The following is a 21668-nucleotide window of genomic DNA, read 5'->3' as shown; positions in this document are numbered from 1 at the left end:
GAATGCTAGTAACGGTTTAATAGAGAACGGGAGATAGAAACCGATGTATTTACGCTAGCATTGTTTTGTATTCAAGAAACCCGGCTTTTGGTTTAAATGATCTTCATTTAGAATCTACACATTTTTGAAGGGAGAGGTTACAATGGCACAGCCAAAGTACATTACAAATCTTGACAAAATTCAAGAGATTCCGAAAGAGGAAAGAGAAAAATTAAAAGCAATTACTGAAAAATACGTTTTTCGGGTGAATGACTATTATTTAAGTTTAATAGATTGGAATAATCCAAACGACCCAATTCGTAAACTTGTTATTCCGAATGAGGGGGAACTTGCAGAGTATGGTCGCTGGGATGCATCTGATGAAGTAACGAATTACGTCGTTCCTGGGTGTCAGCATAAGTATTCGACAACGGCTTTATTGATTGTTTCCGAGGTTTGCGGTGCGTATTGTCGCTATTGTTTCCGAAAAAGATTATTCAGAAATGATGTAAAAGAAGCGATGAGTGATGTTGAACCTGGTTTGAAATATATCGAAGAGCATCCGGAAATCAACAATGTGTTGTTAACTGGTGGTGACTCACTCATTTTAGCGACGAAAAAGTTACGCATGATTATTGAACGACTTCGCGCCATCGATCATGTTAAAGTGATTCGTTTAGGTTCTAAGATGCCAGTCTTTAATCCGATGCGTATTTATGAAGATGAAGAATTATTGGAACTGATTCGTGAATATTCAACACCGGAACAACGCATTTATGTAATGGCGCATATTAATCACCCAGTCGAAATTACCGAAGAAGCGAGAAAAGGTTTTAAAGCGCTGCATGATGCTGGAGCCATTGTTGTCAACCAAACACCTGTATTAAAAGGAATTAACGATGATCCCGATGTGTTAGCTGAGCTGCTTGATAAATTGTCTTGGGCTGGGGTGACTCCCTATTATTTCTTTGTGAACCGTCCGGTTGCCGGAAATAATGACTTTGTTCTGACTTTGAAAGAGCTTTACAATATTGTTGAACAGGCGAAAGCAAAAACATCTGGTTTAGGTAAACGTGTTCGTTTATCGATGAGCCATACGAGCGGAAAAATTGAGATTTTAGCGATTGAAGATGGAAAGGCGTACTTAAAATATCACCAATCACGTGACAATGAATACGGGAAGTTTATGATTCTTGATTGTCCGGATGATGCTACTTGGTTTGATGAATTACCAGGGAATGAAAAATATTGGAAGATGCCAGAAAAGAAAACCGACGAAGTTGTCGCTGTGAATGAATTACCAGACATGCCGCAAAAGAAACAAACGGCTTTGACAAAATAATCATTAATGTATAGGGGAATTCACCAAAACTGGTGGATTCCCCTTTTTGTTTTTTTATGAAATCTTTGAAAATAAATATTATTAAACTTTCTCATTCATCCGGTCAGGTAGGCCCTGAATCGATTGAACGACCGTGTCGAGTTTTGCTTCAATCCGGTGAAGCAAAAACAATGTGACGACAATCGGAAATCCGACTTCACTTAAGAGCGGAATGAATTCTTGCATGTTTTTCCCTCCTTTCCTATCAATAAAAAAAGCCGGCTCCTATCGGAAACCGGCCCACTTACCGTTACACAATTTCATAATCTATGACATTGCGTTCAATGACACGTGCACCGCCAACAGCAACAAGATTTCCTTGGCTTGAGAAGAATGCATTTGCTTCAATAATGCTTTCCATCGCCGTCTTTACGGCAGCTTCGTTAATCGGTTCTGTCGGGTTTTCAACCGTTAATCTTGCGGTTTTCCCAAGATCGGTCACAAATTGTAATTCCAATGTTTTCGTCATTCTATTCCCCTCCTTCCACTTTTAAATCATTAAACAATATCATGTTGATCTGTTCGTTGAACTGAACTTAGTGGATATGCACTTAACCCGCTTAGTGCGGTTGCCGCTTGATGCAATTGATCGGCTGTCGCTTCTTTTCGTACATTCGCGTACGACTTTCCTTTGAAAATCGGCTCTCCTTTGTCATTCATTCCCGTTTCAAACACTAAATTCAATCTCGAGCTTATTAACATCGCTTGTGCCATTGTCCCTCACCTCCTTTCACTCTATATATAGTGAGTAAGGCAGGAAAAGGACAGGGGGGAGAGGAATAATCTTTAGAGAAAGGTTTGGGCAAGGGAATGCAGTGTGTATAGTCTGTGAAAACAGCTAGTTATTGGGATTAGTCGATTAAAAAGATGTGTTTTATATTTTGCTAATGAAAAGAAGGCTTAGATATAATCCGATAAACGTTAAACTTACTATTTTAAGAAAGTTTGCTTTCGCTTTCATGTTAAATATTGTATCCTTTTTCATAGGTGTCTATTTAAATAGGTAACTTTAAGTCTCTTTTATGGAAAGGAAGCTATCGAGAATGGATTTAATTTTAATTATCTTGCCGGCTTTTCTTATTTTTACAGCCGGCTATGTCGGCCAAAAGGTGCTTCAATTACATATTAAGTCGATTTCAACGATGGCTTTGTATTTAATGATCCCGTTTTTAACGTTTGAGACGTTTTATGTTAATCCGTTAAACATGGATTTTTTCTATTTATTTGTTTTTTCACTTATCCTTGTCCTCGTGTTAATTGCGATTACGTTTGTCATTGGGAAATGGATCAAAGCCGATCGAGCGCATATGGCGGCGATGATGTTAGGATCAATATTCCCTAATAGTGGAAACTATGGGGCGCCAGTTGTCTTGTTTGCCTTTGGATTGATTCCTTTTGACTATGCAGTTATCTTAATGGTAATTCACGGACTGCTAATTAATTCAATCGGAATCTTCATTTCGTCCTATGGGGGAGCTAAATCAGCATCGGTGAAAGAGGCGTTGTTAAGGATGGGGAAAATGCCTGTCCTTTATGGGTTGTTACTAGGAGTCTTCTTCCAGCGAGTTCAACTTGAATTGCCATCAACGATTATTGATGGAATTAGTTTAGTCGGTGCGGCCTCCATTCCGACTGTGATGCTCATTCTAGGGATGCAATTAGCTGAAATCCGCCCGCAGAAATTTGAATGGAAGTATGTAAATACCGTTATTCTTACGCGAATGTTCCTCTCCCCATTGATTGCAGGAGTACTTGTCCTATTTATGCCGGTAGATGAGATGGTAAAAGTAGTATTTATTTTATTAGCTGCGATGCCGGTGGCTGCGAATACGACGATACTAGCTGTTCAATTTGAGGTTGAGCCGGATTTAATCTCGTTTACGACGTTAATTACAACGCTGATTAGCATTGTTACGATTCCGGTTACATTGTATTTGTTAGGAGCTTAATAAATGAGCCTAAAAAGGTCGTAACAGTAAATGAAAACCATCCAACCGGGTGGTTTTCCTTTACATTTGCGAATTATGAGAGCTTTTTTAACTCTTCAGTTAATCTCATAAATTCTTTTTTGTTTTTCCTTTGTAATGACTGATCGATTTTCTGTTGGAGTTTTTCTTTTTTGAAGTCGCGTAAAGCTTGATCTAACACCATTTCGGCGAATAGGGAAGGCATGTTGATAAGTTTGTGTTTAGGGGTATTAAGTGTCTTTTTTTCCAATATAATCAGCTCCTTGACCTTTTTTCTATTATATCGCAAATTGTTTTAAAATTCAAAAAATTTAATTCATCAAAATCTGACATTGTATCGGAATCCTTTTTCGTTTATAAGCGATCTGCAATAAAGACTTACGACATAAGCAATGACTGATGACTTTTTACATGGGGAAAAGGACAAATAACTTTCAATTTAGACAGGAAGTAAAAAGTTGATGTCGAAAATGATAATATATAATGTTAATTTTGGCTATTGATCTTGGACATGAGGGAGGGGAATCTTTTTGGTCTTTATAAAAAAGGGATGCATTAATATTCATTATGAGTGGATAAAAGCGGAAAATCCTCATGCAAAAGAAGTGATGGTCCTTATTCACGCTGTAGGTTTGGATATGCATTCATGGGATTTAATCCTTCCGTATTTACGTCCAAACTATCATATTCTTCGTTACGATTTACGCGGTCATGGGAAAAGTGATGCAGGTATAGAGAAGTGTACACTGGACCAATTATGCGATGATCTTTCGTTCCTCATAGAGGAATTGAATATTTCCTCCTTTCATTTAGTTTGTCACGGATATGGTGGGTTTGCTGGGATTCAACTGGCAGCCAAGAACGTAGTGAACTTACAAACGCTAATCTTAATGGGAGTTCCCGTCCATTATCCTAAACAGCTCGGAGATGAAATTGTCAAACGGCAAAAAGACATGACACAAGGTGGGAAAACAATGATGCCGTTGGTGGAGGAAATAGTGGAATGCATTTGTTATCCTCTAACAGAAGAAAAAGGAAAAATCCTGCTTCGCTCCTGCCAACAAGTTTCGCCAGATGTTTATTTTGATCTTTTTAATACCGATGACTTCTATAAAAGTGCAAAACGCTTACGAGAGATTACCGTACCGATCCTTATTTTATCTGGTTCTGAAGATGCTCTTTATCCTCCGGAATTATTTTGTGTCAGCCTGAACTTTAATCTGGATGCAAGATATTATACAGTCCCGCTCGCATCTTTCATGATTCAAATGGATCAACCACAGTTGGTAGCAGAGTGGATGATTCAATTCATAGATAAAAAGAAGCCGGATAGAAATTACAAAATAATTGATCTTGATTATCAAAGGCAGTTAACTTCACAATTATATTCGGAAATTAGAGGACTGCTCCGACAAGATGAATTGGAACCACCCATTTATATCAATGAATTGGAAGTAAATATTATGAACGGATTTCAAGTGAAAATAAACGGAAAACGGATTGACAGCGGGTGGGGCAAGCGGAAGGCGAAACAACTTCTCCTATATCTTGTGTTTCATAGGTCGGCCACTCGTGATCAGCTTTCTGACTTACTATGGCCTGAGGTTGAGCTTGAAAACGCGCGAAATCGGCTGCGCGTATCGATTCATTATTTGAAAAATCTTTTAGAAACCGAGAAAAATCAATCATCGGAAATTCTTGGGACGGATCGAGAACATCTTTTTTTGCGTGCAAATATTCGGTCTGACTTAGTGGATTATATAACAGCTATTAAAGAAGCGAAAGGGATGGAGGAAAGCGAGAAAAAACTAGAGCGATATAAGCAGTTATTAATTGAACGTACGGAAAATGCGATGCCAGGAATCTATGAAGAGTGGGCCTTGAATCTCCAAAATTGGCTTGAGAGAGAATGGACAGAAATGGCTCTTTATCTCGTAACTAGATATAAACAGAAAAAAGATGAAAACAATGCCGCATATTATTTTCAGATTGCCTTAAGTTATGATTCAAGTTTAGAACCACTTTATCCATCATCAACATAATCACACTTTACACACAGTCATTCTATTTTTTATCGTGATTAAGTCCTTTACAATTAGTTTCTGTAATGAATCTGTAATGAGGTATTTGGTACTATTTGTAGTGTTAAATATTAAGAAAATTCCATCTAAAGATGTTCACAAGGGAATATCCTCATAATTTTCATAGTCCTTATAGATGGTTTTTAGTCAGTCAAGGGCAAACCTATTGTGAAATAGGGACGCAAAGTCACAGGTCTATAGATTTTTTAGACGGCTGGACTGCCTGGAATACAGATTAGTATTTTAGGGGGAAAAGATGACAAATAAAACGGAAGAAAAACTTGATCAAGATTGGGTTGATCTAATTATCGAAGCGTTAGAAATGGGGATCCCTGTGAGTGAAATTAAAGCATTTTTAGCAACTGGGCAGCTGAAAGATTAGCAGCAGCCTAATAATGGTCGTCTATTAATTTTTCTAAGCTAATGGATGTTTTCAGCAATAACAATTAGATTTTTTAAACGTGCAAGCGCTTGGCAGGATAGGAGCGCTTGCACGTTTCAATGCAGAAGGCGGCTGCATGAATGGGGTTGCATCTGTTCTTACTATTTAGTTTTTATTATTAATTTTGAAGTTCCCTCCTTCCTCTTTTTGGAGTTGCATCATAATCACCTGGACCAATAAATTGTAAGGCGGCAGGTGAGATGGACCACAGTTTTTGCTTCACACCCTCGATTTGGATTCGAATTAGACTTGAGATTCGATTTCTATGTTTGAATTTTAAGCTTCCTTGTAATGCCACCTTTTCGGTTGCGATCTGCACTTTTTCTGTCATTTTCACCATCGACATCTTCATCCGCTCGCGGACTTTTTCAGCTTCTCTACGAGTAGTTCCATTGACATAGGCAGGTACGGTTTGGTGTTTCATGATCAAGATCATACGTTCATTTCACTACCTTTCCGAAAAAGTGTTAGGGTTTTATTCCCTGTAACAGATTAATTCCATATAAAAGGGAGGATTCCTTTGACGAAAGCTTTATTTTTCATCGTCAATTTCTCTTGAAAACCGCCGCGAATCTATTGATTTTGAGAAATGCTTTAGCGAATCAGGAATGTTGATGACAGGATATAGGGAAATACATAGAATGTAGTTTCACAATTCCGCCAGTTTCTTCTGTTAAAATGAAAATAGCGAAATGTACTGGGGGAACTTCAAATGAAAAGGTATATTTTATCTTTAGATCAAGGAACAACAAGCTCTCGCGCGATTCTTTTTAATAAAAATGGGGAAATTGCTTTTACCGCACAAAGGGAATTTACACAATATTTTCCAAAACCAGGCTGGGTTGAGCATAATGCAAATGAAATTTGGGGCTCAATTTTATCGGTCATTGCCGAAATTTTATCGGAGTCAGGAGTAAGGCCTGAGCAAGTCGCAGGGATTGGGGTTACCAATCAACGGGAAACAACCGTCGTCTGGGATAAAACAACAGGTATACCTGTATATAATGCGATTGTCTGGCAATCAAGACAAACAAGTGATATTTGTGAGGAGTTAAAGGAAAAAGGATATGTTGAGACGTTCCGTGAAAAAACCGGCTTGCTGATTGACGCTTATTTCTCGGGTACAAAAGTAAAATGGATCCTGGACAATGTCGAAGGGGCACGTGAAAAAGCGGAGAAAGGAGAGCTTCTGTTTGGGACGATTGATACTTGGGTGATTTGGAAGCTGTCAGGTGGGCGTGCGCATGTTACAGATTATTCCAATGCATCAAGAACGCTTATGTACAATATTCATGAACTGAACTGGGATAATCAATTGCTCAAGATTCTCGATATTCCGAAATCAATGCTGCCAGACGTTCGCCCATCATCAGAAATTTATGCAAACACGGTAGATTATCATTTTTTTGGGAAAGAAGTACCAATTGCCGGGGCAGCAGGAGATCAGCAAGCAGCGTTATTCGGTCAAGCTTGTTACGGGACAGGGATGGCGAAGAATACTTACGGAACCGGCTGCTTCATGTTAATGAACACAGGTGAAAAAGCTGTGAAATCTAAACATGGCTTGCTAACAACAATTGCTTGGGGATTGAATGGAAAAGTAGAATATGCCTTGGAAGGAAGTATTTTCGTAGCTGGTTCCGCGATTCAGTGGCTGCGTGACGGCTTACGCATGGTCAAAAGCGCTTCAGATAGTGAGGAATATGCGACAAAGGTTGCTTCTACAGATGGCGTTTACGTTGTCCCGGCCTTCGTTGGTTTAGGAACTCCCTATTGGGACAGTGATGTTCGTGGTGCGGTGTTTGGGTTAACTCGTGGGACGACGAAGGAACATTTCATTCGGGCAACACTTGAATCACTTGCTTATCAAACGAAAGATGTGTTATCGGCAATGGAGGCAGATTCAGGAATCGTTTTGAAAGGTCTTCGTGTTGATGGCGGCGCTGTTAAAAATAATTTCTTAATGGAGTTCCAGAGTGATCTTCTTAATGTCCCTGTCGAAAGACCGATTGTAAATGAAACGACAGCATTAGGGGCAGCATATTTAGCAGGGCTTGCTGTTGGTTTTTGGGAAAGCCAAGAGGAAATTGCTAAGCAATGGGCCATCGATCGCAAATTCGAACCAAAGATGGCAGAAGAAGATCGGAATGAACTTTATGAAGGCTGGAAAAAAGCAGTGAAAGCGGCAATGTTGTTTAAATAATCACGGAAAGAAATAATTACTATTCGGGCAAAAACTAACTAAATAACCGCTTTCTATTGTAAAATACAATTAAGTTAATATATGGTAGGAGACATGGAGAGACCGTAAAAACATTATCGCTAAACGATAGTGTATTTGCGGTCTTTTTTAGCTAATCGCATATCAATGAAATTGTGCATCTGTCATCGCGAAGCGGCGAGTTTTCTTTATCGTCAATTAACAATATATACACGTTTTGATAATATGCTATTAACGTCAGGGGAGATGAAAAAGATGAAATGTTCAAATGTAAATCGGGCAGAAATCGTTCATAAATTAAAAACGAAAAACTTTGATGTATTGGTCATTGGCGGTGGAATTACGGGTGCAGGCATTGCCTTAGATGCAACAACACGTGGAATGGAGATTGCGCTTGTCGAGATGCAAGATTTTGCCGCAGGAACTTCAAGCCGTTCAACCAAACTTGTTCATGGTGGTCTCCGCTATTTAAAGCAATACGAAGTAAAAATAGTCGCGGAGGTTGGAAAGGAACGAGCGATTGTTTATGAAAATGGCCCCCACGTAACGACGCCAGAGAGGATGTTGCTGCCGTTGCACGAAGGCGGCACATTCGGACCGTTCATGACATCCATTGGCCTGCGGGTATATGACTTTTTAGCAGGAGTAAAGAAAGCAGAACGCCGTTCAATGCTATCAGTCGAGGAAACGTTAACGAAAGAACCACTCATTAAAAGGAACGGGTTAAAAGGTGGCGGCTATTATGTCGAATATCGTACCGATGATGCCAGATTAACGATTGAAGTGATAAAGGCAGCCGCTGAACACGGCGCAATCGTAAGCAATTACACGAAAGTCACCGAGCTGATCTATGAACATGAAAAGATTGTTGGTGCGCTCATCGAAGATCGGTTAACAGGTGAAAAATTTGAAGTGCACGCTGAAAAAATCATTAATGCGGCAGGTCCGTGGGTCGATGATATTCGTGAAATGGATCAATCAAAAAAAGCGAAAACATTACAACTCTCTAAAGGGGTTCATATTGTCATTGATCAATCCCGTTTTCCGCTAAAACAAGCGGTTTATTTTGACACACCAGACAGACGGATGATGTTTGCGATTCCAAGGGATGGCAAAGTATATGTTGGGACGACCGATACTTTTTATAATGAAGATGCAGTTAATCCTAAAATGACAATTGAGGATCGCAAATATATCATCGACGCCATTCATTACATGTTCCCTGATGTCCAAATAACCGAAGAAGATATTGAATCGAGCTGGGCTGGCATCCGTCCGCTCATCTACGAAGATGGGAAAAACCCTTCAGAAATCTCCCGGAAAGACGAGATTTGGGAGTCGAATTCGGGCTTATTCACGATTGCCGGCGGGAAATTAACGGGATACCGGAAAATGGCAGAAATGATTGTCGATTTGCTTGCCGAGAAATTTAAATCGGGGCAAGGTAGGGTGTTCCCAGCGTGTCAAACAAAACATTTGCCAATTTCAGGTGGGAATGTCGGTGGCTCTGCTCAGTTTGCTGCCTATGTGGCACAACAAATCGAAACGGGTGTCGCGACCGGATTGAACAAGGAAGAAGCCGAACATTTAGCAAGGGCTTATGGTTCAAATGTTGGCAAAGTATACGAACTTCTTACTAAAAATAACGCAAAGGCTGAGGAGTATGGTTTGCCTCTCAAACTATTTGCTAAGCTCGTCTATGCCATCGAAGAAGAAATGGCCGCAACACCGCTCGATTTCTTCAATCGCCGCACAGGAGCTCTTTTATTTAATATTCAATTAGTGAGGAAATGGAAAAAACAAGTGATTCACTACATGGCTGATCAATTTAATTGGACGGAAGAAGCGAAAGAGCAACATACGGAGGAATTAGAAAAAGCATTAACCGGGGCTGTTGTTCCAAGTTCAGAAGGGAAGGATGATGAAGGGATAGAGCAACACAACACAACTCCGCGTGAATAAAGAGAGTGAGAGATTTTAGCCAAACAATGACTCTCTCACTCTTTCCTATTATGCTTCATTTTCCTGCATCAATAACTTTTCAAATCGCTTTGTATCGATTGGTTTGCTAAAGTAAAATCCTTGTGATTCGTTAAAACCCATTTTTGTCACTAATTCTTGCTGGCTAGCTGTTTCGATTCCACCAGCTACGATGTGTTTATTTAACTTTTGTGCGAGTTGGATGATCGACATAACGACTTCATAACTCACTTCACTCGTTTGAATATCATCAATAATGCTGCGATCCAATTTAATGACATCAAAATTATGTTTAGATACATAATTTAAAAACGAATATCCCGTCCCAAAATTGTCAAGGGCCAGGGTTATCCCTAAATCTTTAATCCCCGCTAATGACTTGATCACTTGGTCCTTTTTATGAAAAAGGACTTTTTCGGGAATTTCAAACTCAATCCATTTTGGGTCCAAACCCGTTTCTTTAAGGATTTTTTTTACACTTTTGATGAAATTGAGGTGCATTAACTGCATCACAGATATATTGACGGATACCTTTATTTTTGGCAATCCTTGTCTTTGCCAGTCTTGCACTTGGGTGAATACGTTCTTTAAAATCCATTCGCCAAGTGGAATGATAAACCCCGATTCTTCGGCAAATTGAATAAACTCAAGATGGGAAACAAAGCCGAGTTCTGGGTGGGACCAGCGAATGAGCGCTTCTGCGCCAACAATTTTCGTGCTATTCGGTTCAATTCGCGGTTGATAAACCATAAAGAATTGTTCTTTTTCAAGCGCTTGGTTTAAATCATTTTTTAATAAAAATAATTTAAAGCGGTTTTTTTCCATTGAAGGATGATAAAGCTGATATTGATTTTTCCCTTGTTGTTTTGCTTGGTACATCGCAATATCTGCGTTTTTTAACAATGCTTTTAAATTTCGCCCTGCTGTAGGATAAAGGCTAATGCCAATACTTGTGGATACATTTAGCTCATAATCTCCAACCGTAAACGCAGGTTGAAAAGACTGAACGAGCGAATCAACAATTTCGATAAGTTGTTCTTTATTCTCAAAGTTTCGCAGGATGATTGCAAACTCATCGCCGCCCAATCGGCCGACGAAGGCTTTGTTATGGAAGATACTTGAGATTCGATGACCGACTTCCTGCAATAATCGATCACCAACTTCATGTCCGAGTGTGTCGTTAATATTTTTGAATCCGTCTAAGTCTAAAAAGAGCAAGGCCAATTGACCCTTTGTCGCGTCGATAACTTTGATTGCCTCTCTTAACTGATTTTCAAAATGACGGCGGTTTGGCAAACTTGTTAAATAATCATAATTAGCGAGATGATGAATAATATCCGTCGCTTCCTTTTGTTGGGTATAATCCCTTAAGTTAAAAACAATTCCGTGAATATGTGGATCATCAAGATAGTTCGTAAAAGCTGCGTCACACCAGCGAACAGATCCATCTTTATGCTGACACTTTAGCTGACATCTGACTGACTCATGTGGATGCTCTAATAGATGATGAAGCATTTTCTCCCAAAAATATTCATCGTCAACGACAAAATAATTCATCATATTTGAATCAACTGTTTCGTAAGGTTCATAGCCAAGAACGCGCTCAAACGCAGGATTTAAATAGAAGACTTTGCCATCTTTATCAGTAATGCCGACAATATCATAGGAGTTATTCGTTAACGCGCTCAATTGCTTATCTTTTTGCGCCAAGCGAAACTCAATTTCCTTTTTTTCAGTAATATCTTCCTTTAAGGCAAGAAATTGAAAGGGCTTACTATTTTTGTCAAGCAAAGGGGTAATAATCATTCGTACCCAAATGATGCTCCCGTCTTTTCGCCGATTTTTGAGCTCTCCTCGCCATATCTCCCCAGAAAGGATTGTCTCCCATAATTCTTGGAAAAACTCCTTCGAGTGATAGCCAGCATTAAAAATTCGCGGCGTCCTTCCGAGTAATTCTGCTGGTTTATAAAGGGTTAAGTCATAAATGTTTTGGTTTCCATATAAAATTTTCCCGTTTTTGTCGGTGAGCACAACGTTCATTGCTTGGTCAACTGCATATATAGTCTTTTCATTTATAAGAATCTTTGTTTCGTCTGTTTCAGAGGGATGGCTCCATTGATCCCTTGCATGCCGAAAATCATTAGGCTCGGCTTGCTCCGCTTCGAGGTTTTGCTTTATGAATAGATTGCCATCTGTTGCACGGTTCCACTCCACTATTCACTCACTCCTATCCATTTTTTACTATACAGGAAACGGCTGAAAATGGACTGTGGAAATCATAAAGTATTGTGACAATTGAAATAGTCAAAAGTAATCTATGAGATTATTATTTTTAAAAAACTTTTGTCCGTTTTGTGAACAAGTAGTTTTTTAATTGATTTATTAAAAAGGGAGTGTTAGTATTGGTTTACATTTTAATTCCGAGTAAACACATAAGCTTTGTTGATATGGAAGAATTTAGCTTCATTGAAGGGGATTTTGAAGATGGCATTGATTGAAATGAAAAATATATATAAAACATTTGAACGGAAAGGCATTACCACAGAGGCGCTTAAGGGCATTAACCTTAAAGTCGAAAAGGGAGATATCTTCGGGGTAATTGGTTATAGCGGCGCCGGGAAAAGTACGTTAATTCGTTTAGTCAATTATTTAGAAAAGCCAACAAAGGGACATGTGGTGGTCAATGGGAAGTCGCTTGATCAACTTAATGTAAAAGAATTACGGACGATGAAGAAAAACATCGGCATGATTTTTCAACATTTTAATCTACTAGAATCAAAAACAATTTATCAAAATGTTGCGATGCCATTGGTTTTATCGAAAGTAAACAAAGCAGAAATTCGTGAGCGTGTAATGGAGCTACTTGAATTTGTTGGCTTAAGCGAAAAAGCTGACAACTATCCGAATGAATTATCAGGTGGACAGAAGCAGCGAATCGGAATTGCCCGCGCATTGGCTTCCAATCCATCGATTCTCCTTTGTGATGAGGCAACTTCCGCTCTGGACCCGCAAACAACGCAATCGATTTTGAATTTACTTAAAAGAGTCAATCAAGAGTACGGAATTACGATTATGATTATTACTCATGAGATGGGTGTGATTCAGGAAATTTGCAACAAAGTGGCTGTCATGGAAATGGGGGAAATCATTGAACAAGGTTCCGTCTTAGAGGTGTTTGGCCAGCCGAAGCATCCTTCAACACAGTATTTCGTTCAAACAGTGATTCGCAATCGAATTACCCCAAGTGTCGAAAACAAACTGCCTGTTAGTACAGATAGCAAGCGGGTAAAAATTGAGCTTGTCGGCGAATCTGTTTCAACACCGATTTTAAATCATTTGATTAAAAACTATGAGATCGAAGTCAACGTATTATTTGCGAATACAACTGAAATCCAAGAAACGACGCTAGTGATTATGTACCTCGACCTAAAGGGCCGTGGCGAGCAAGTACAAGCGGCACTTGAATATTTACAGAAACATAGCTTATTTGTCGAGGAGGTAGCAAAATGATTTCAACAACGATTACGCTCGATCAATTTTTACAAGCGATTTCTGATACGTTGCTCATGGTTGGCGTTTCCCTCGGAATCGGGTCGTTAATTGGGATTCCATTAGGGATTTTACTCGTTGTCACGCGCCCAAGCGGAATTTTAGAAAATAAAATTATTTATTCCGTACTTAATCCGATTATCAACACTGTTCGCTCATTGCCATTTATCATATTAATGGTAGCGATTATTCCTTTAACGCGAATGATTGTCCAAACCTCGATTGGGACGAGTGCAGCAATTGTTCCACTCATTATCTTTATCGCGCCATTTATTGCGCGTTTAGTTGAAAACTCCCTGTTAGAGGTTAATCCGGGAATCATTGAGGCTGCGGAAGCGATGGGGGCGACACCGTTCCAAATCATTTGGCATTTCATGCTGCCAGAAGCGTTAAGTTCATTGGTTTTATCATTGACGACGAGTACGATTACATTAATTGGTGCGACCGCAATGGCTGGAACGGTCGGCGGAGGCGGAGTCGGTGACTTGGCAATCGTCTTCGGTTATCAACGATTTGATACCTTTGCGATGGTGAGTACGGTCATTTTCTTAATTATTTTCGTGCAAGGAATTCAATCATTTGGAAACTTAGTAGCAAAGAAGATTAGAAGAGATTAACAATCTATCGAATACAGGAAAATAGTATAGACATCGTAAAGGAGAGAACAACATTGGGACAATGGACGAAAAAGGAGCGTTTTGAGGCACTTCTTTCAGGAGAAAAGGCCGATCGCCCGACCGTTAGCGCTTGGAAGCATTTTTTGGATAAAGAGCAAAGTGCCGAAGATTTGGCCACGGCGACGATCGAGTTTACGAATAAATATAATTGGGATTGGATGAAAATCAATCCACGGGCCACCTATCTTTCAGAGGTGTGGGGCAATCGTTTTGACTTTAACGATTATGAATGGGTGTTTCCAAAGCAATTATCAGCAACAATCAATGCACCAAAAGAGGTGTGGAGCATAGAGAGGCAGGATGTAAACAGCTCTGCTCCATTGCTCGAACAATTGGAAGCAGTGAGGAGAATTCGTCAAGGCCTTCCTGATACACCAATTATTCAAACCGTTTTTTCACCGCTGACTGTTTTACTCTTTATTGCGGGACGAGCTTTTTATGTGAATCAACAACTTTATGGAAGCGAAGAAAAGGTGTCATTGGAAGCTTTATTCGTTGATAATCGCGCAGGAGTGCATAAGGCGTTGCATGCGATTGCGTTAACGATGGCCGACTATGTTTCCGAATTAGACAAGGCAGGAATCGATGGTCTTTTTTACGCAGTGACTGGGACAGCGCATCACAAGCTTTTCGATCTTCAGCAATTTAATGAGTTTTCACGTCCGTATGATCTAATTGTTTTAGAAGCGGCGCGTCATAAAAAAAATATTATGCACACATGCGGCGACTATGCGAAACCAGAGTTATTCAATGATTATGCGATTGATGGCATCAGCTGGGATACAAAGGCGGAGGGCAATGCGGATATAAGTGCAAGCTTAAAAGCAACAAAAGTTGGTGGCGTCGACCATCGCTATTTTAATGAAAGTGATGCGGCGAAAATCCGACTTGAGGCCGAAGTGGCATTAACACAGATGAAAGACGAACCATTTATGCTCGCTCCAAATTGTGCGGTGCCACCAAATGCCTCAGAAGTCGCTTTGACGGAATTTAAGCAGACAGTCAAGTAAGAATTAACAAGTTTCTAAGAAATGAAGATAAAAGAAGTTTAATAGAAAATATGAGAGAAATATTGGAGGAAAATGACATGAAGAAATTATTTTTAGCTGTATTATTAGGGGCGGTCTTGCTTCTTGCTGCATGCGGAAGTGAAGAAGCTTCTGGCGGTGAAGAAAAAACGAAATTAGTAGTTGGCTTTGGTGTCGGAACATATGAAGAGCAATTCCGCAATAGCATTTTACCAATCATGGAAGAAAAGGGATATGAAATTGAAATGAAGGTTTTCTCGCAAAATATGCAAGTGAACCCTGCGATGAAAGAAGGCTCAATTGATGCAAGTGTGTTCCAAAGCACAGCTTATATGGAAGGGATCAATAAAGAAATTGGTGCGAATATGACTGGAATCGTATTTGTTCCGACCGCACCTCAAGGCTTGTACTCTGTTAATTATGATACATTAGATGTTGTCCAAGATGGAACGACGATTGCATTGCCGAATGACCCCGTTAACCAAGAACGTGCCGTAAGAATTTTAGAAGACTTAGGTTGGGTAACTGTTGATGATGACGCGGGTACAACAGACTTCAACATGAGAAGTGTTCACCCTGACAAATATGATATTGACTTTAAAATTCTTGATCCAGCACAAATTTTAGTTTCTTTAGCTGATGTTGACTTCGGAGTGGTAAACGGCAACTATATCGCGAGCGCAGGGAAAAAAATCAGTGATGCATTACAAATCGAAAATACACCTAAAGAACATCGCATTATCGTGTCAGTCAATGAAGAAGATAAAGACACTCAATGGGCAAAAGATTTAATTGATGCCTATGAATCTGCTGAATTCGAAGAATATATCCGCTCAGAAGAAAAATACGATGGATTTATTCTTAGTGAAGCTTGGAATTAAAAATAGCAATTTTAGGACGGTTTGAAGAAACCGTCCTTCTTTAGCCATATAGCAGGAAAAGGAATTTTTAATTGGGAATCGAAAAAAAGGAGCGAAAAAGAATGACAACAGAACTAATTCATTTTATTGGTGGCGGACAGATGGCAGAAGCAATGATCCGTGCCGTGATTAATAATGGAACGATTGCAGCGAAGAATATTAGTGTTTCCGACCTTCGTGAAACGCGCGAACAATTTTTACACGATACATATGGGGTCCTGTCTCCTGTTCAACAAGATGAGGCGATTCGCGAAGCAGGGATCATCGTCGTTGCTGTACGACCACAAGACGATTTAGCATCGTTAGGAAAGTTCATTCATGAGCATGCAAAACCAACTGCAGTCATCTTATCGATTGTTGCCGGAGTAACGATCGAGAAATTCGCTCGGTATTTAGGCGGGGAGCATCCGATTGTTCGCGTCATCCCGAATACATTAACAGATACAGGCTTAGGCTACAGCGGCGTGGCATTGAATTCGCTTGCGACGACAGAACAAGTAGATGCGTTTTTAAATGGTTTTGGCAAAGTTCTTTATATTGAAGAAGCATTGATTGATACGTTTACAGGCTTTGGGGTTTGCGGGCCAAATTATGTTTATTATTTTATTGAGTCATTAGCTGATGCTGGTGTATTAGCAGGAATTCCACGTGAGCAAGCGTGGCAAGTGACATTAGAAAACGTGGCCGGGGCAGTGGAAATGCTCAAACAAACTGGAAAGCACCCGAGACAGTTGCTCGATATTAATAATTCCCAAGGTGGCGTAGGCATTCACGCTTTGCATGAATTAAATAATAGTGATTTTGCTGCGGGTTTACAAAGAAGTGTTTTAGCAGCGGTGAAACGGACAACGGAATTAGGGGAGGAACGGTAAGTGGCCGCTTTAAAATGGGATCATGTTGTTCATTATGTAAATGATTTGGATGAAAGTATTCGTGTATTTACAGACAATGGTTTAGCTGCTTTTCATGGTGGTTCCCATGTACAATGGGGAACGTATAATGCGCTTAGTTATTTTGGCTTAACGTATATTGAATTTTTAGGAATCGAAAATCGGACGCTCGTTGAACAAACGGATTCAACCCATGTCGTCGTGAAAGATTCGCTTAGTTATTTACCTGAACAGGAGGCTTTCAGCCGGGTTGCGCTCAGGACGGATGATATTGATGAGCTTGCAGTTTCTTTGCGGGCACATGGCTTAAAGCTGTCGCCAATTATGGACAGCAAGCGGGTAAATGCTAAAGGTGAATTGATTGAGTGGCGGATGATGACGATTCAAGGCGATTTCCACGGACTGCCGTACCCGTTTATCATTCAGTGGAAGGGAACAGATGCGGACCGCTTAGAAAGCATGACGAAGTCGGGAACGATTCAACCCCATCCTGCCGGAGAAACGGAAATTCAAGAAGCTGTTTTTTATGTAAAGGATGCCGCATTAACGGCGAAGCATTGGAGCGAGTTGTTCGGACTTAACAAGGTTGCTTCATCGGAGGAAGGCGAAGCAACGCTGCAAATTGGCGAGCAATCATTTATTTTTAAAAATAATGCTGTAGTTGGCTTAAAACAGCTCGTTTTTCAGACAGAATCTGAACAATTAACAGGAAAAACAATCACGATTGGCGAAGGTGAATATAGGTTTTAAGAGGAAGAATGATTCTTCAAGCCCATTTCAGTAAAAAAGAGTAATCGTGGTGACATACAATAGCTATAGGAACCTCAATCAGTAAAGAACAAATCAATCGGTCACACGAGGAGGGAAAATGAACAATGACGAAGCCAACTGATTTATTATTAGAGATCAATGGGAAATTAGAAGAAAACTATAACGAAGTTGTTAACTGGCGAAGGTATATGCATCAGCATCCAGAACTTTCTTTTAAAGAAGAGAAAACAGCGAAATACATTAAGGAAAAATTGCTCGGATTCGGATTAAATGTAATCTCGAACCTCGGAGGTAACGGATTAATTGGTATTTTAGAAGGCGAACAGCCTGGGAAAACGATTGCCTTAAGAGCCGATTTTGATGGATTGCCGATTCATGACGAAAAAGACGTCGAGTATCACTCGCAAAATCCAGGCGTTATGCATGCATGCGGCCATGACGGTCATACGGCCGCCTTATTAGGTACGGCCGAAGTGTTAAGTCAATATCGTCAGCATTTGAAAGGGAAAATCGTGTTTATTTTCCAACCGGCCGAAGAAACACCTCCAGGCGGGGCAAAGTTTATGCTTGAGGAAGGCGTTTTAGATGGAGTGGATTACGTTTTCGCTGCTCACTTAGATTCAAATACACCGCTAGGGAAAATCACAGTTGGCAGCGGCTATCAAATGGCAGCTGTTGATAAATTTGCGATTACGATTCAAGGGAAAGGCGGCCATGGGGCACGTCCTCATGAGGCAATTGATTCCATTGTGGTTGGCAGTGAACTTGTAAGCTCGCTTCAAAAAATTGTCAGCCGTGGGGTTAATCCGCTCGAAGCTGCTGTTGTGACCATTGGGGTGTTCCAAGCCGGGAATGCGTTCAATATCATTGCAGATACAGCTAAATTAGAAGGAACGGTTCGCACATTTAATGGCGAGATTCGTAAGCAAGTAGAAGAGCAAATTCGCAATCTCACCGCTGGAATTACTTCCGCTTTTGGGGCATCGTATACAATCGATTACTTAAACGGCTATCCAGCTTTATACAATCATCCCGAAGAAACGGAACTGGTCCGCAACTTGCTTACTGAACAATTTTCAGCAGAAAACATCGTAGAAATGGAACCGACGATGGGAGCGGAAGACTTTTCATATTTTCTTTTAGAAAAACCAGGGACTTATTTCCGCGTCGGCTCACAAACAAGCAGCGCGACAGCCTACCCACATCACCACCCGAAATTCGACATCGATGAACGAGCATTGCTCAATATCGAAAAATCATACGTGAAAATTGTTGCTCATTATTTATTATAAAGGTCCGAAAAATCGTATTCTCGCATCATCAGAGAATACGATTTTTTTTAATTTTCTACGGTTTTATCCAGTTTTTTGTCTGTTCTAACCATTTACTCTACGGTTTTATCCATATACTCTACGAAACGAACACGTTACTCTACGGTTTCACACGTTTACTCTACAAAATCACAACTATACTCTACAATATCACAACTATACTCCACAAAAGACATATTTTATCGTTTTCTATTGATGAAGTATTTAGAAGTTTAGAACCGGCAGCAAGGATTTGTTAAGCGAATTTTAAACAATTTTAATCGTAAGTAAAGTATTTGTTAATAAACGGAAAATCTAAATTTTTTCTCCAATTTTATGTTTAAATGAATTTAGTGATTAGGCTTATTTAATCAAAATTTCAGGAACAAAGGTGCAATTAATGAATAAGGACAATGGTCACCCAGTTATATGAACGGAGTCCATACTTCCACCCATCGGCAACACTGACGTTCAGTTTCGCCGATAGCCCTGCTTAAAATATTTTTTTATAAAAGGATGGGATAGCATGACAAAAACGAAAATTTATGGCCACCGAGGGAGTATGGGGCAGTTTCCTGAAAATACGTTACTCGGTTTTCGTGAAGCAATTATTGCAGGAGTGGACGGAATCGAACTTGATGTTCATATGACGAAAGATAAGGAAATCGTCGTCATTCATGATGAGCAGTTAAATCGGACGACGAATGGTAAAGGGTTTATTAAAGATTTATATTTATCGGAAATAAAGGAATATAGTGCGGGAATTAAGTTTTCCGATTATGAAGACAGCTGGGAAATGGAAAAGGTGCCTACTTTAAAAGAAGTGTTTGAACTCCTCGCCCCGTTTGACACAGAATTGAATATTGAATTGAAAACATCCGAAATTTCATACGGAGGAATTGAAGAAGAAGTATTGTCGATTGTAAAGCAATATGGGAAAGGGCGAAAAGTCGTTTTTTCATCGTTTCATTTGCCATCATTGATGCGGATTAAACAATTGGATCCGACAGCTGAAATTGCTTGGTTATTGTTCTACCCAATCGGTCATCCTCAAGATCATCTGGAAACTTTTCAATTTGAGTCACTTCATTTATTTAAGTCGATCGTTCTCACGGATATTGATACTTGGAAACCAGTCGCTCAATCACTGCGACTTTGGACAGTGAATGAAACAGACGAATTGCAACAGTTGCTTGCACTCGAAGTGGATACGATAATCACTGACTTCCCACAAAGAGCGATCATAATTCGGGATGAAAATAAAAAACTGGTGTTTTAAATGAAGTTTAATGGATAGGAGGGGATTGACCGCGATCAATCCCCATCATTTTTAAAGCATAATTTTCTACGTTCGTTAATAAATATAACTGTAAAATAACATCGCAACAATTTGCTTTGAAAAAGCTTTGAACTTGCTTCTTCACCGCTTCATTAGAATCCTCTACTTCACTCAATTTTTAGCTCTTTAGCTAAAAACATCATTAACTTAACCGATTTTTTCGTTTAACCGCTTTTTTTATATACCATTAAGAGGAGGATTTTTATGGAAGGAAAACTCCATCTATTAGCTTTAGGGAGTCCAACAGAGTGCAAACAAGCCTATGATGAATTACGGACGAAAATTCATCATGATAAGTTGGGAAATGGGGATGAAACAAAGCACTGGATTCCAACGCTTCTTTTATTATTAAAGTCTGAAAAGGAAGAGGTAAAAAGGAAGGTCGTCTCCCTTTTGAAAGAAATTGGCCCAGCGACGAAGAAACAAGTCGACGAACTGCTTTTCTTTCTTAATGAAGAAGAACCAGACATTATAAAATGGGCATTAATGTCTCTTAAAACACCAATGACACAAAAAAAAGCGAGAGAGGTAAGCAACAAAGTTCTCCCCTTTCTTGCGAGCGAATCGATTTCCGTGCGAAATGCTGCCGCCGAGGTACTTTTAAGCGTGATGTACCCGATGAATCCTTCCTTTGTCGAACAATTGCCGCTCGTTTATAAGATTTTAGAGTTGGATCGAAGCAAGGTGAAACAAGAAGAACAAGCAGATGCCGATCGCTGTCTCGAAAATGCAATTCTATTGCTTGCGCGCTGCCATCAGTTTGATGAAGCACTCGTGAATGAAATTGGTGAGAGACTGCTTCCATTTCTTTCTCACGAAAACGCAAATGTGCGTGAGGCAGCTGTCCGCGCACTTCATGATCTCGAGTACTGTGAACGAGCGTATATCGATGTGTTAGCAGGGAGACTAAAGACCGAGCCGAATAAAAATATTCGAAAATATATTCTTTTTTTTAACTTAGGACAAAGAAAACTAGTAAACCAGTTTTTAAATGAGGTGATCTCGATCTATAAAAGCGCTTATCATGTTGAAAAAGCTGATTCGATGAGAAAAGTCATTGAGATTGAACTTAATCATTTAAGCCGCAAAGCAGAGGGAATGAAGCGGGGGTAATTGTTGAGGATACGAGGGTA

Annotated in this window: 22 protein-coding genes and 1 riboswitch; of the genes, 15 read left to right on the top strand and 7 right to left on the bottom strand. The window is 39.8% G+C overall.

Annotated elements, in window-relative coordinates; translation table 11 throughout:
* The first annotated feature begins 142 nt into the window (after window positions 1-142).
* Window positions 143-1321 (top strand): KamA family radical SAM protein, encoded by a 1179-nt coding sequence (locus GNT69_RS01795; protein WP_203553227.1) that lies wholly within the window; start codon window positions 143-145, stop codon window positions 1319-1321.
* 81 nt (window positions 1322-1402) lie between these two features.
* Here the strand turns inward: GNT69_RS01795 and GNT69_RS01790 are convergent, their stop codons facing one another.
* From GNT69_RS01790 to GNT69_RS01780, 3 genes are all read right to left on the bottom strand, one after another.
* A complete protein-coding gene (locus GNT69_RS01790; RefSeq protein ID WP_203553226.1) occupies window positions 1403-1546 on the bottom strand; it encodes a YvrJ family protein in 144 nt (47 codons plus the stop codon).
* Between the two features lie 64 nt (window positions 1547-1610).
* Complete coding sequence (locus tag GNT69_RS01785; protein WP_203553225.1) at window positions 1611-1829, bottom strand: DUF2922 domain-containing protein; 219 nt, start codon at window positions 1827-1829, stop codon at window positions 1611-1613.
* Between the two features lie 29 nt (window positions 1830-1858).
* A complete protein-coding gene (locus GNT69_RS01780) occupies window positions 1859-2074 on the bottom strand; it encodes a DUF1659 domain-containing protein (protein WP_203553224.1) in 216 nt (71 codons plus the stop codon).
* 329 nt (window positions 2075-2403) lie between these two features.
* Between GNT69_RS01780 and GNT69_RS01775 the strand changes: the two genes are divergently transcribed.
* Window positions 2404-3309 (top strand): AEC family transporter, encoded by a 906-nt coding sequence (locus GNT69_RS01775; RefSeq protein WP_203553223.1) that lies wholly within the window; start codon window positions 2404-2406, stop codon window positions 3307-3309.
* A gap of 73 nt (window positions 3310-3382) precedes the next feature.
* On the opposite strand, the gene GNT69_RS01770 is transcribed toward GNT69_RS01775, so the two are convergent.
* Entirely contained in the window at window positions 3383-3577 is a 195-nt protein-coding gene (locus GNT69_RS01770) for an IDEAL domain-containing protein (protein ID WP_203553222.1), read from the bottom strand.
* A gap of 280 nt (window positions 3578-3857) precedes the next feature.
* Between GNT69_RS01770 and GNT69_RS01765 the strand changes: the two genes are divergently transcribed.
* Together GNT69_RS01765 and GNT69_RS01760 are read left to right on the top strand one after the other, a co-directional pair.
* The gene (locus GNT69_RS01765; RefSeq protein WP_203553221.1) at window positions 3858-5369 is read left to right on the top strand and encodes an alpha/beta hydrolase; all 1512 of its coding nucleotides are present in this window, start codon (window positions 3858-3860) and stop codon (window positions 5367-5369) included.
* A gap of 185 nt (window positions 5370-5554) precedes the next feature.
* Window positions 5555-5635, top strand: a riboswitch (cyclic di-GMP riboswitch).
* A 29-nt stretch (window positions 5636-5664) separates the two neighbouring features.
* Complete coding sequence (locus tag GNT69_RS01760; RefSeq protein WP_203553220.1) at window positions 5665-5790, top strand: anti-repressor SinI family protein; 126 nt, start codon at window positions 5665-5667, stop codon at window positions 5788-5790.
* A gap of 178 nt (window positions 5791-5968) precedes the next feature.
* On the opposite strand, the gene GNT69_RS01755 is transcribed toward GNT69_RS01760, so the two are convergent.
* Complete coding sequence (locus tag GNT69_RS01755; protein WP_203553219.1) at window positions 5969-6286, bottom strand: hypothetical protein; 318 nt, start codon at window positions 6284-6286, stop codon at window positions 5969-5971.
* Window positions 6287-6562: 276 nt separating this feature from the next.
* Here GNT69_RS01755 and glpK point away from each other — a divergent pair, with 276 nt between their 5' ends.
* Complete coding sequence (gene glpK, locus GNT69_RS01750; protein WP_203553218.1) at window positions 6563-8053, top strand: glycerol kinase GlpK; 1491 nt, start codon at window positions 6563-6565, stop codon at window positions 8051-8053.
* 273 nt (window positions 8054-8326) lie between these two features.
* Window positions 8327-10033: a glycerol-3-phosphate dehydrogenase/oxidase gene (locus GNT69_RS01745; protein WP_203553217.1), complete on the top strand. Its 1707-nt coding sequence runs from the start codon at window positions 8327-8329 to the stop codon at window positions 10031-10033.
* A gap of 48 nt (window positions 10034-10081) precedes the next feature.
* Here GNT69_RS01745 and GNT69_RS01740 read toward each other — a convergent pair whose 3' ends face one another.
* On the bottom strand, window positions 10082-12265 hold the full coding sequence (locus GNT69_RS01740; protein ID WP_203553216.1) for an EAL domain-containing protein: 2184 nt from the start codon (window positions 12263-12265) through the stop codon (window positions 10082-10084).
* Window positions 12266-12541: 276 nt separating this feature from the next.
* Here GNT69_RS01740 and GNT69_RS01735 point away from each other — a divergent pair, with 276 nt between their 5' ends.
* The 8 genes from GNT69_RS01735 (at window position 12542) to GNT69_RS01700 (ending at window position 20475) form a co-directional block, all read left to right on the top strand.
* On the top strand, window positions 12542-13561 hold the full coding sequence (locus tag GNT69_RS01735) for a methionine ABC transporter ATP-binding protein (protein WP_203553936.1): 1020 nt from the start codon (window positions 12542-12544) through the stop codon (window positions 13559-13561).
* On the top strand, window positions 13558-14217 hold the full coding sequence (locus GNT69_RS01730; protein WP_203553215.1) for a methionine ABC transporter permease: 660 nt from the start codon (window positions 13558-13560) through the stop codon (window positions 14215-14217). The genes GNT69_RS01735 and GNT69_RS01730 overlap by 4 nt, the downstream gene beginning before the upstream one ends.
* A gap of 53 nt (window positions 14218-14270) precedes the next feature.
* Window positions 14271-15287 carry a uroporphyrinogen decarboxylase family protein gene (locus tag GNT69_RS01725; protein WP_203553214.1) on the top strand — a complete coding sequence of 339 codons (1017 nt, stop codon included), beginning with the start codon at window positions 14271-14273 and terminating at the stop codon, window positions 15285-15287.
* A gap of 77 nt (window positions 15288-15364) precedes the next feature.
* On the top strand, window positions 15365-16186 hold the full coding sequence (locus GNT69_RS01720) for a MetQ/NlpA family ABC transporter substrate-binding protein (protein ID WP_203553213.1): 822 nt from the start codon (window positions 15365-15367) through the stop codon (window positions 16184-16186).
* Between the two features lie 101 nt (window positions 16187-16287).
* Window positions 16288-17097: a pyrroline-5-carboxylate reductase gene (gene proC, locus GNT69_RS01715; RefSeq protein ID WP_203553212.1), complete on the top strand. Its 810-nt coding sequence runs from the start codon at window positions 16288-16290 to the stop codon at window positions 17095-17097.
* The gene (locus tag GNT69_RS01710; protein WP_203553211.1) at window positions 17098-17865 is read left to right on the top strand and encodes a VOC family protein; all 768 of its coding nucleotides are present in this window, start codon (window positions 17098-17100) and stop codon (window positions 17863-17865) included.
* Between the two features lie 125 nt (window positions 17866-17990).
* Window positions 17991-19178: a M20 metallopeptidase family protein gene (locus GNT69_RS01705; RefSeq protein WP_203553210.1), complete on the top strand. Its 1188-nt coding sequence runs from the start codon at window positions 17991-17993 to the stop codon at window positions 19176-19178.
* 544 nt (window positions 19179-19722) lie between these two features.
* Complete coding sequence (locus GNT69_RS01700) at window positions 19723-20475, top strand: glycerophosphodiester phosphodiesterase (protein ID WP_203553209.1); 753 nt, start codon at window positions 19723-19725, stop codon at window positions 20473-20475.
* Between the two features lie 7 nt (window positions 20476-20482).
* On the opposite strand, the gene GNT69_RS01695 is transcribed toward GNT69_RS01700, so the two are convergent.
* Window positions 20483-20650: a hypothetical protein gene (locus GNT69_RS01695; protein ID WP_203553208.1), complete on the bottom strand. Its 168-nt coding sequence runs from the start codon at window positions 20648-20650 to the stop codon at window positions 20483-20485.
* Between the two features lie 89 nt (window positions 20651-20739).
* Between GNT69_RS01695 and GNT69_RS01690 the strand changes: the two genes are divergently transcribed.
* Window positions 20740-21648, top strand: a complete 909-nt coding sequence (locus GNT69_RS01690) for a HEAT repeat domain-containing protein (RefSeq protein ID WP_203553207.1) — start codon at window positions 20740-20742, stop codon at window positions 21646-21648.
* Window positions 21649-21668: the final 20 nt, after the last annotated feature.

Source organism: Bacillus sp. B15-48 (genome assembly GCF_016879755.1).
GTDB lineage: Bacteria > Bacillota > Bacilli > Bacillales > Cytobacillaceae > Mesobacillus_B.
Note: the sequence above shows the minus strand (reverse complement) of the source record. Positions and strands in the feature narration are given on the sequence as shown.

Bases quoted from the DNA above. Each gene is read 5' to 3' on its own strand.
- GNT69_RS01795 (WP_203553227.1), top strand. From the start codon at position 143: ATGGCACAGCCAAAGTACATTACAAATCTTGACAAAATTCAAGAGATT.
- GNT69_RS01790 (WP_203553226.1), bottom strand. From the start codon at position 1,546: ATGCAAGAATTCATTCCGCTCTTAAGTGAAGTCGGATTTCCGATTGTC.
- GNT69_RS01785 (WP_203553225.1), bottom strand. From the start codon at position 1,829: ATGACGAAAACATTGGAATTACAATTTGTGACCGATCTTGGGAAAACC.
- GNT69_RS01780 (WP_203553224.1), bottom strand. From the start codon at position 2,074: ATGGCACAAGCGATGTTAATAAGCTCGAGATTGAATTTAGTGTTTGAA.
- GNT69_RS01775 (WP_203553223.1), top strand. From the start codon at position 2,404: ATGGATTTAATTTTAATTATCTTGCCGGCTTTTCTTATTTTTACAGCC.
- GNT69_RS01760 (WP_203553220.1), top strand. From the start codon at position 5,665: ATGACAAATAAAACGGAAGAAAAACTTGATCAAGATTGGGTTGATCTA.
- GNT69_RS01755 (WP_203553219.1), bottom strand. From the start codon at position 6,286: ATGATCTTGATCATGAAACACCAAACCGTACCTGCCTATGTCAATGGA.
- glpK (WP_203553218.1), top strand. From the start codon at position 6,563: ATGAAAAGGTATATTTTATCTTTAGATCAAGGAACAACAAGCTCTCGC.
- GNT69_RS01745 (WP_203553217.1), top strand. From the start codon at position 8,327: ATGAAATGTTCAAATGTAAATCGGGCAGAAATCGTTCATAAATTAAAA.
- GNT69_RS01730 (WP_203553215.1), top strand. From the start codon at position 13,558: ATGATTTCAACAACGATTACGCTCGATCAATTTTTACAAGCGATTTCT.
- GNT69_RS01720 (WP_203553213.1), top strand. From the start codon at position 15,365: ATGAAGAAATTATTTTTAGCTGTATTATTAGGGGCGGTCTTGCTTCTT.
- proC (WP_203553212.1), top strand. From the start codon at position 16,288: ATGACAACAGAACTAATTCATTTTATTGGTGGCGGACAGATGGCAGAA.
- GNT69_RS01705 (WP_203553210.1), top strand. From the start codon at position 17,991: ATGACGAAGCCAACTGATTTATTATTAGAGATCAATGGGAAATTAGAA.
- GNT69_RS01700 (WP_203553209.1), top strand. From the start codon at position 19,723: ATGACAAAAACGAAAATTTATGGCCACCGAGGGAGTATGGGGCAGTTT.
- GNT69_RS01690 (WP_203553207.1), top strand. From the start codon at position 20,740: ATGGAAGGAAAACTCCATCTATTAGCTTTAGGGAGTCCAACAGAGTGC.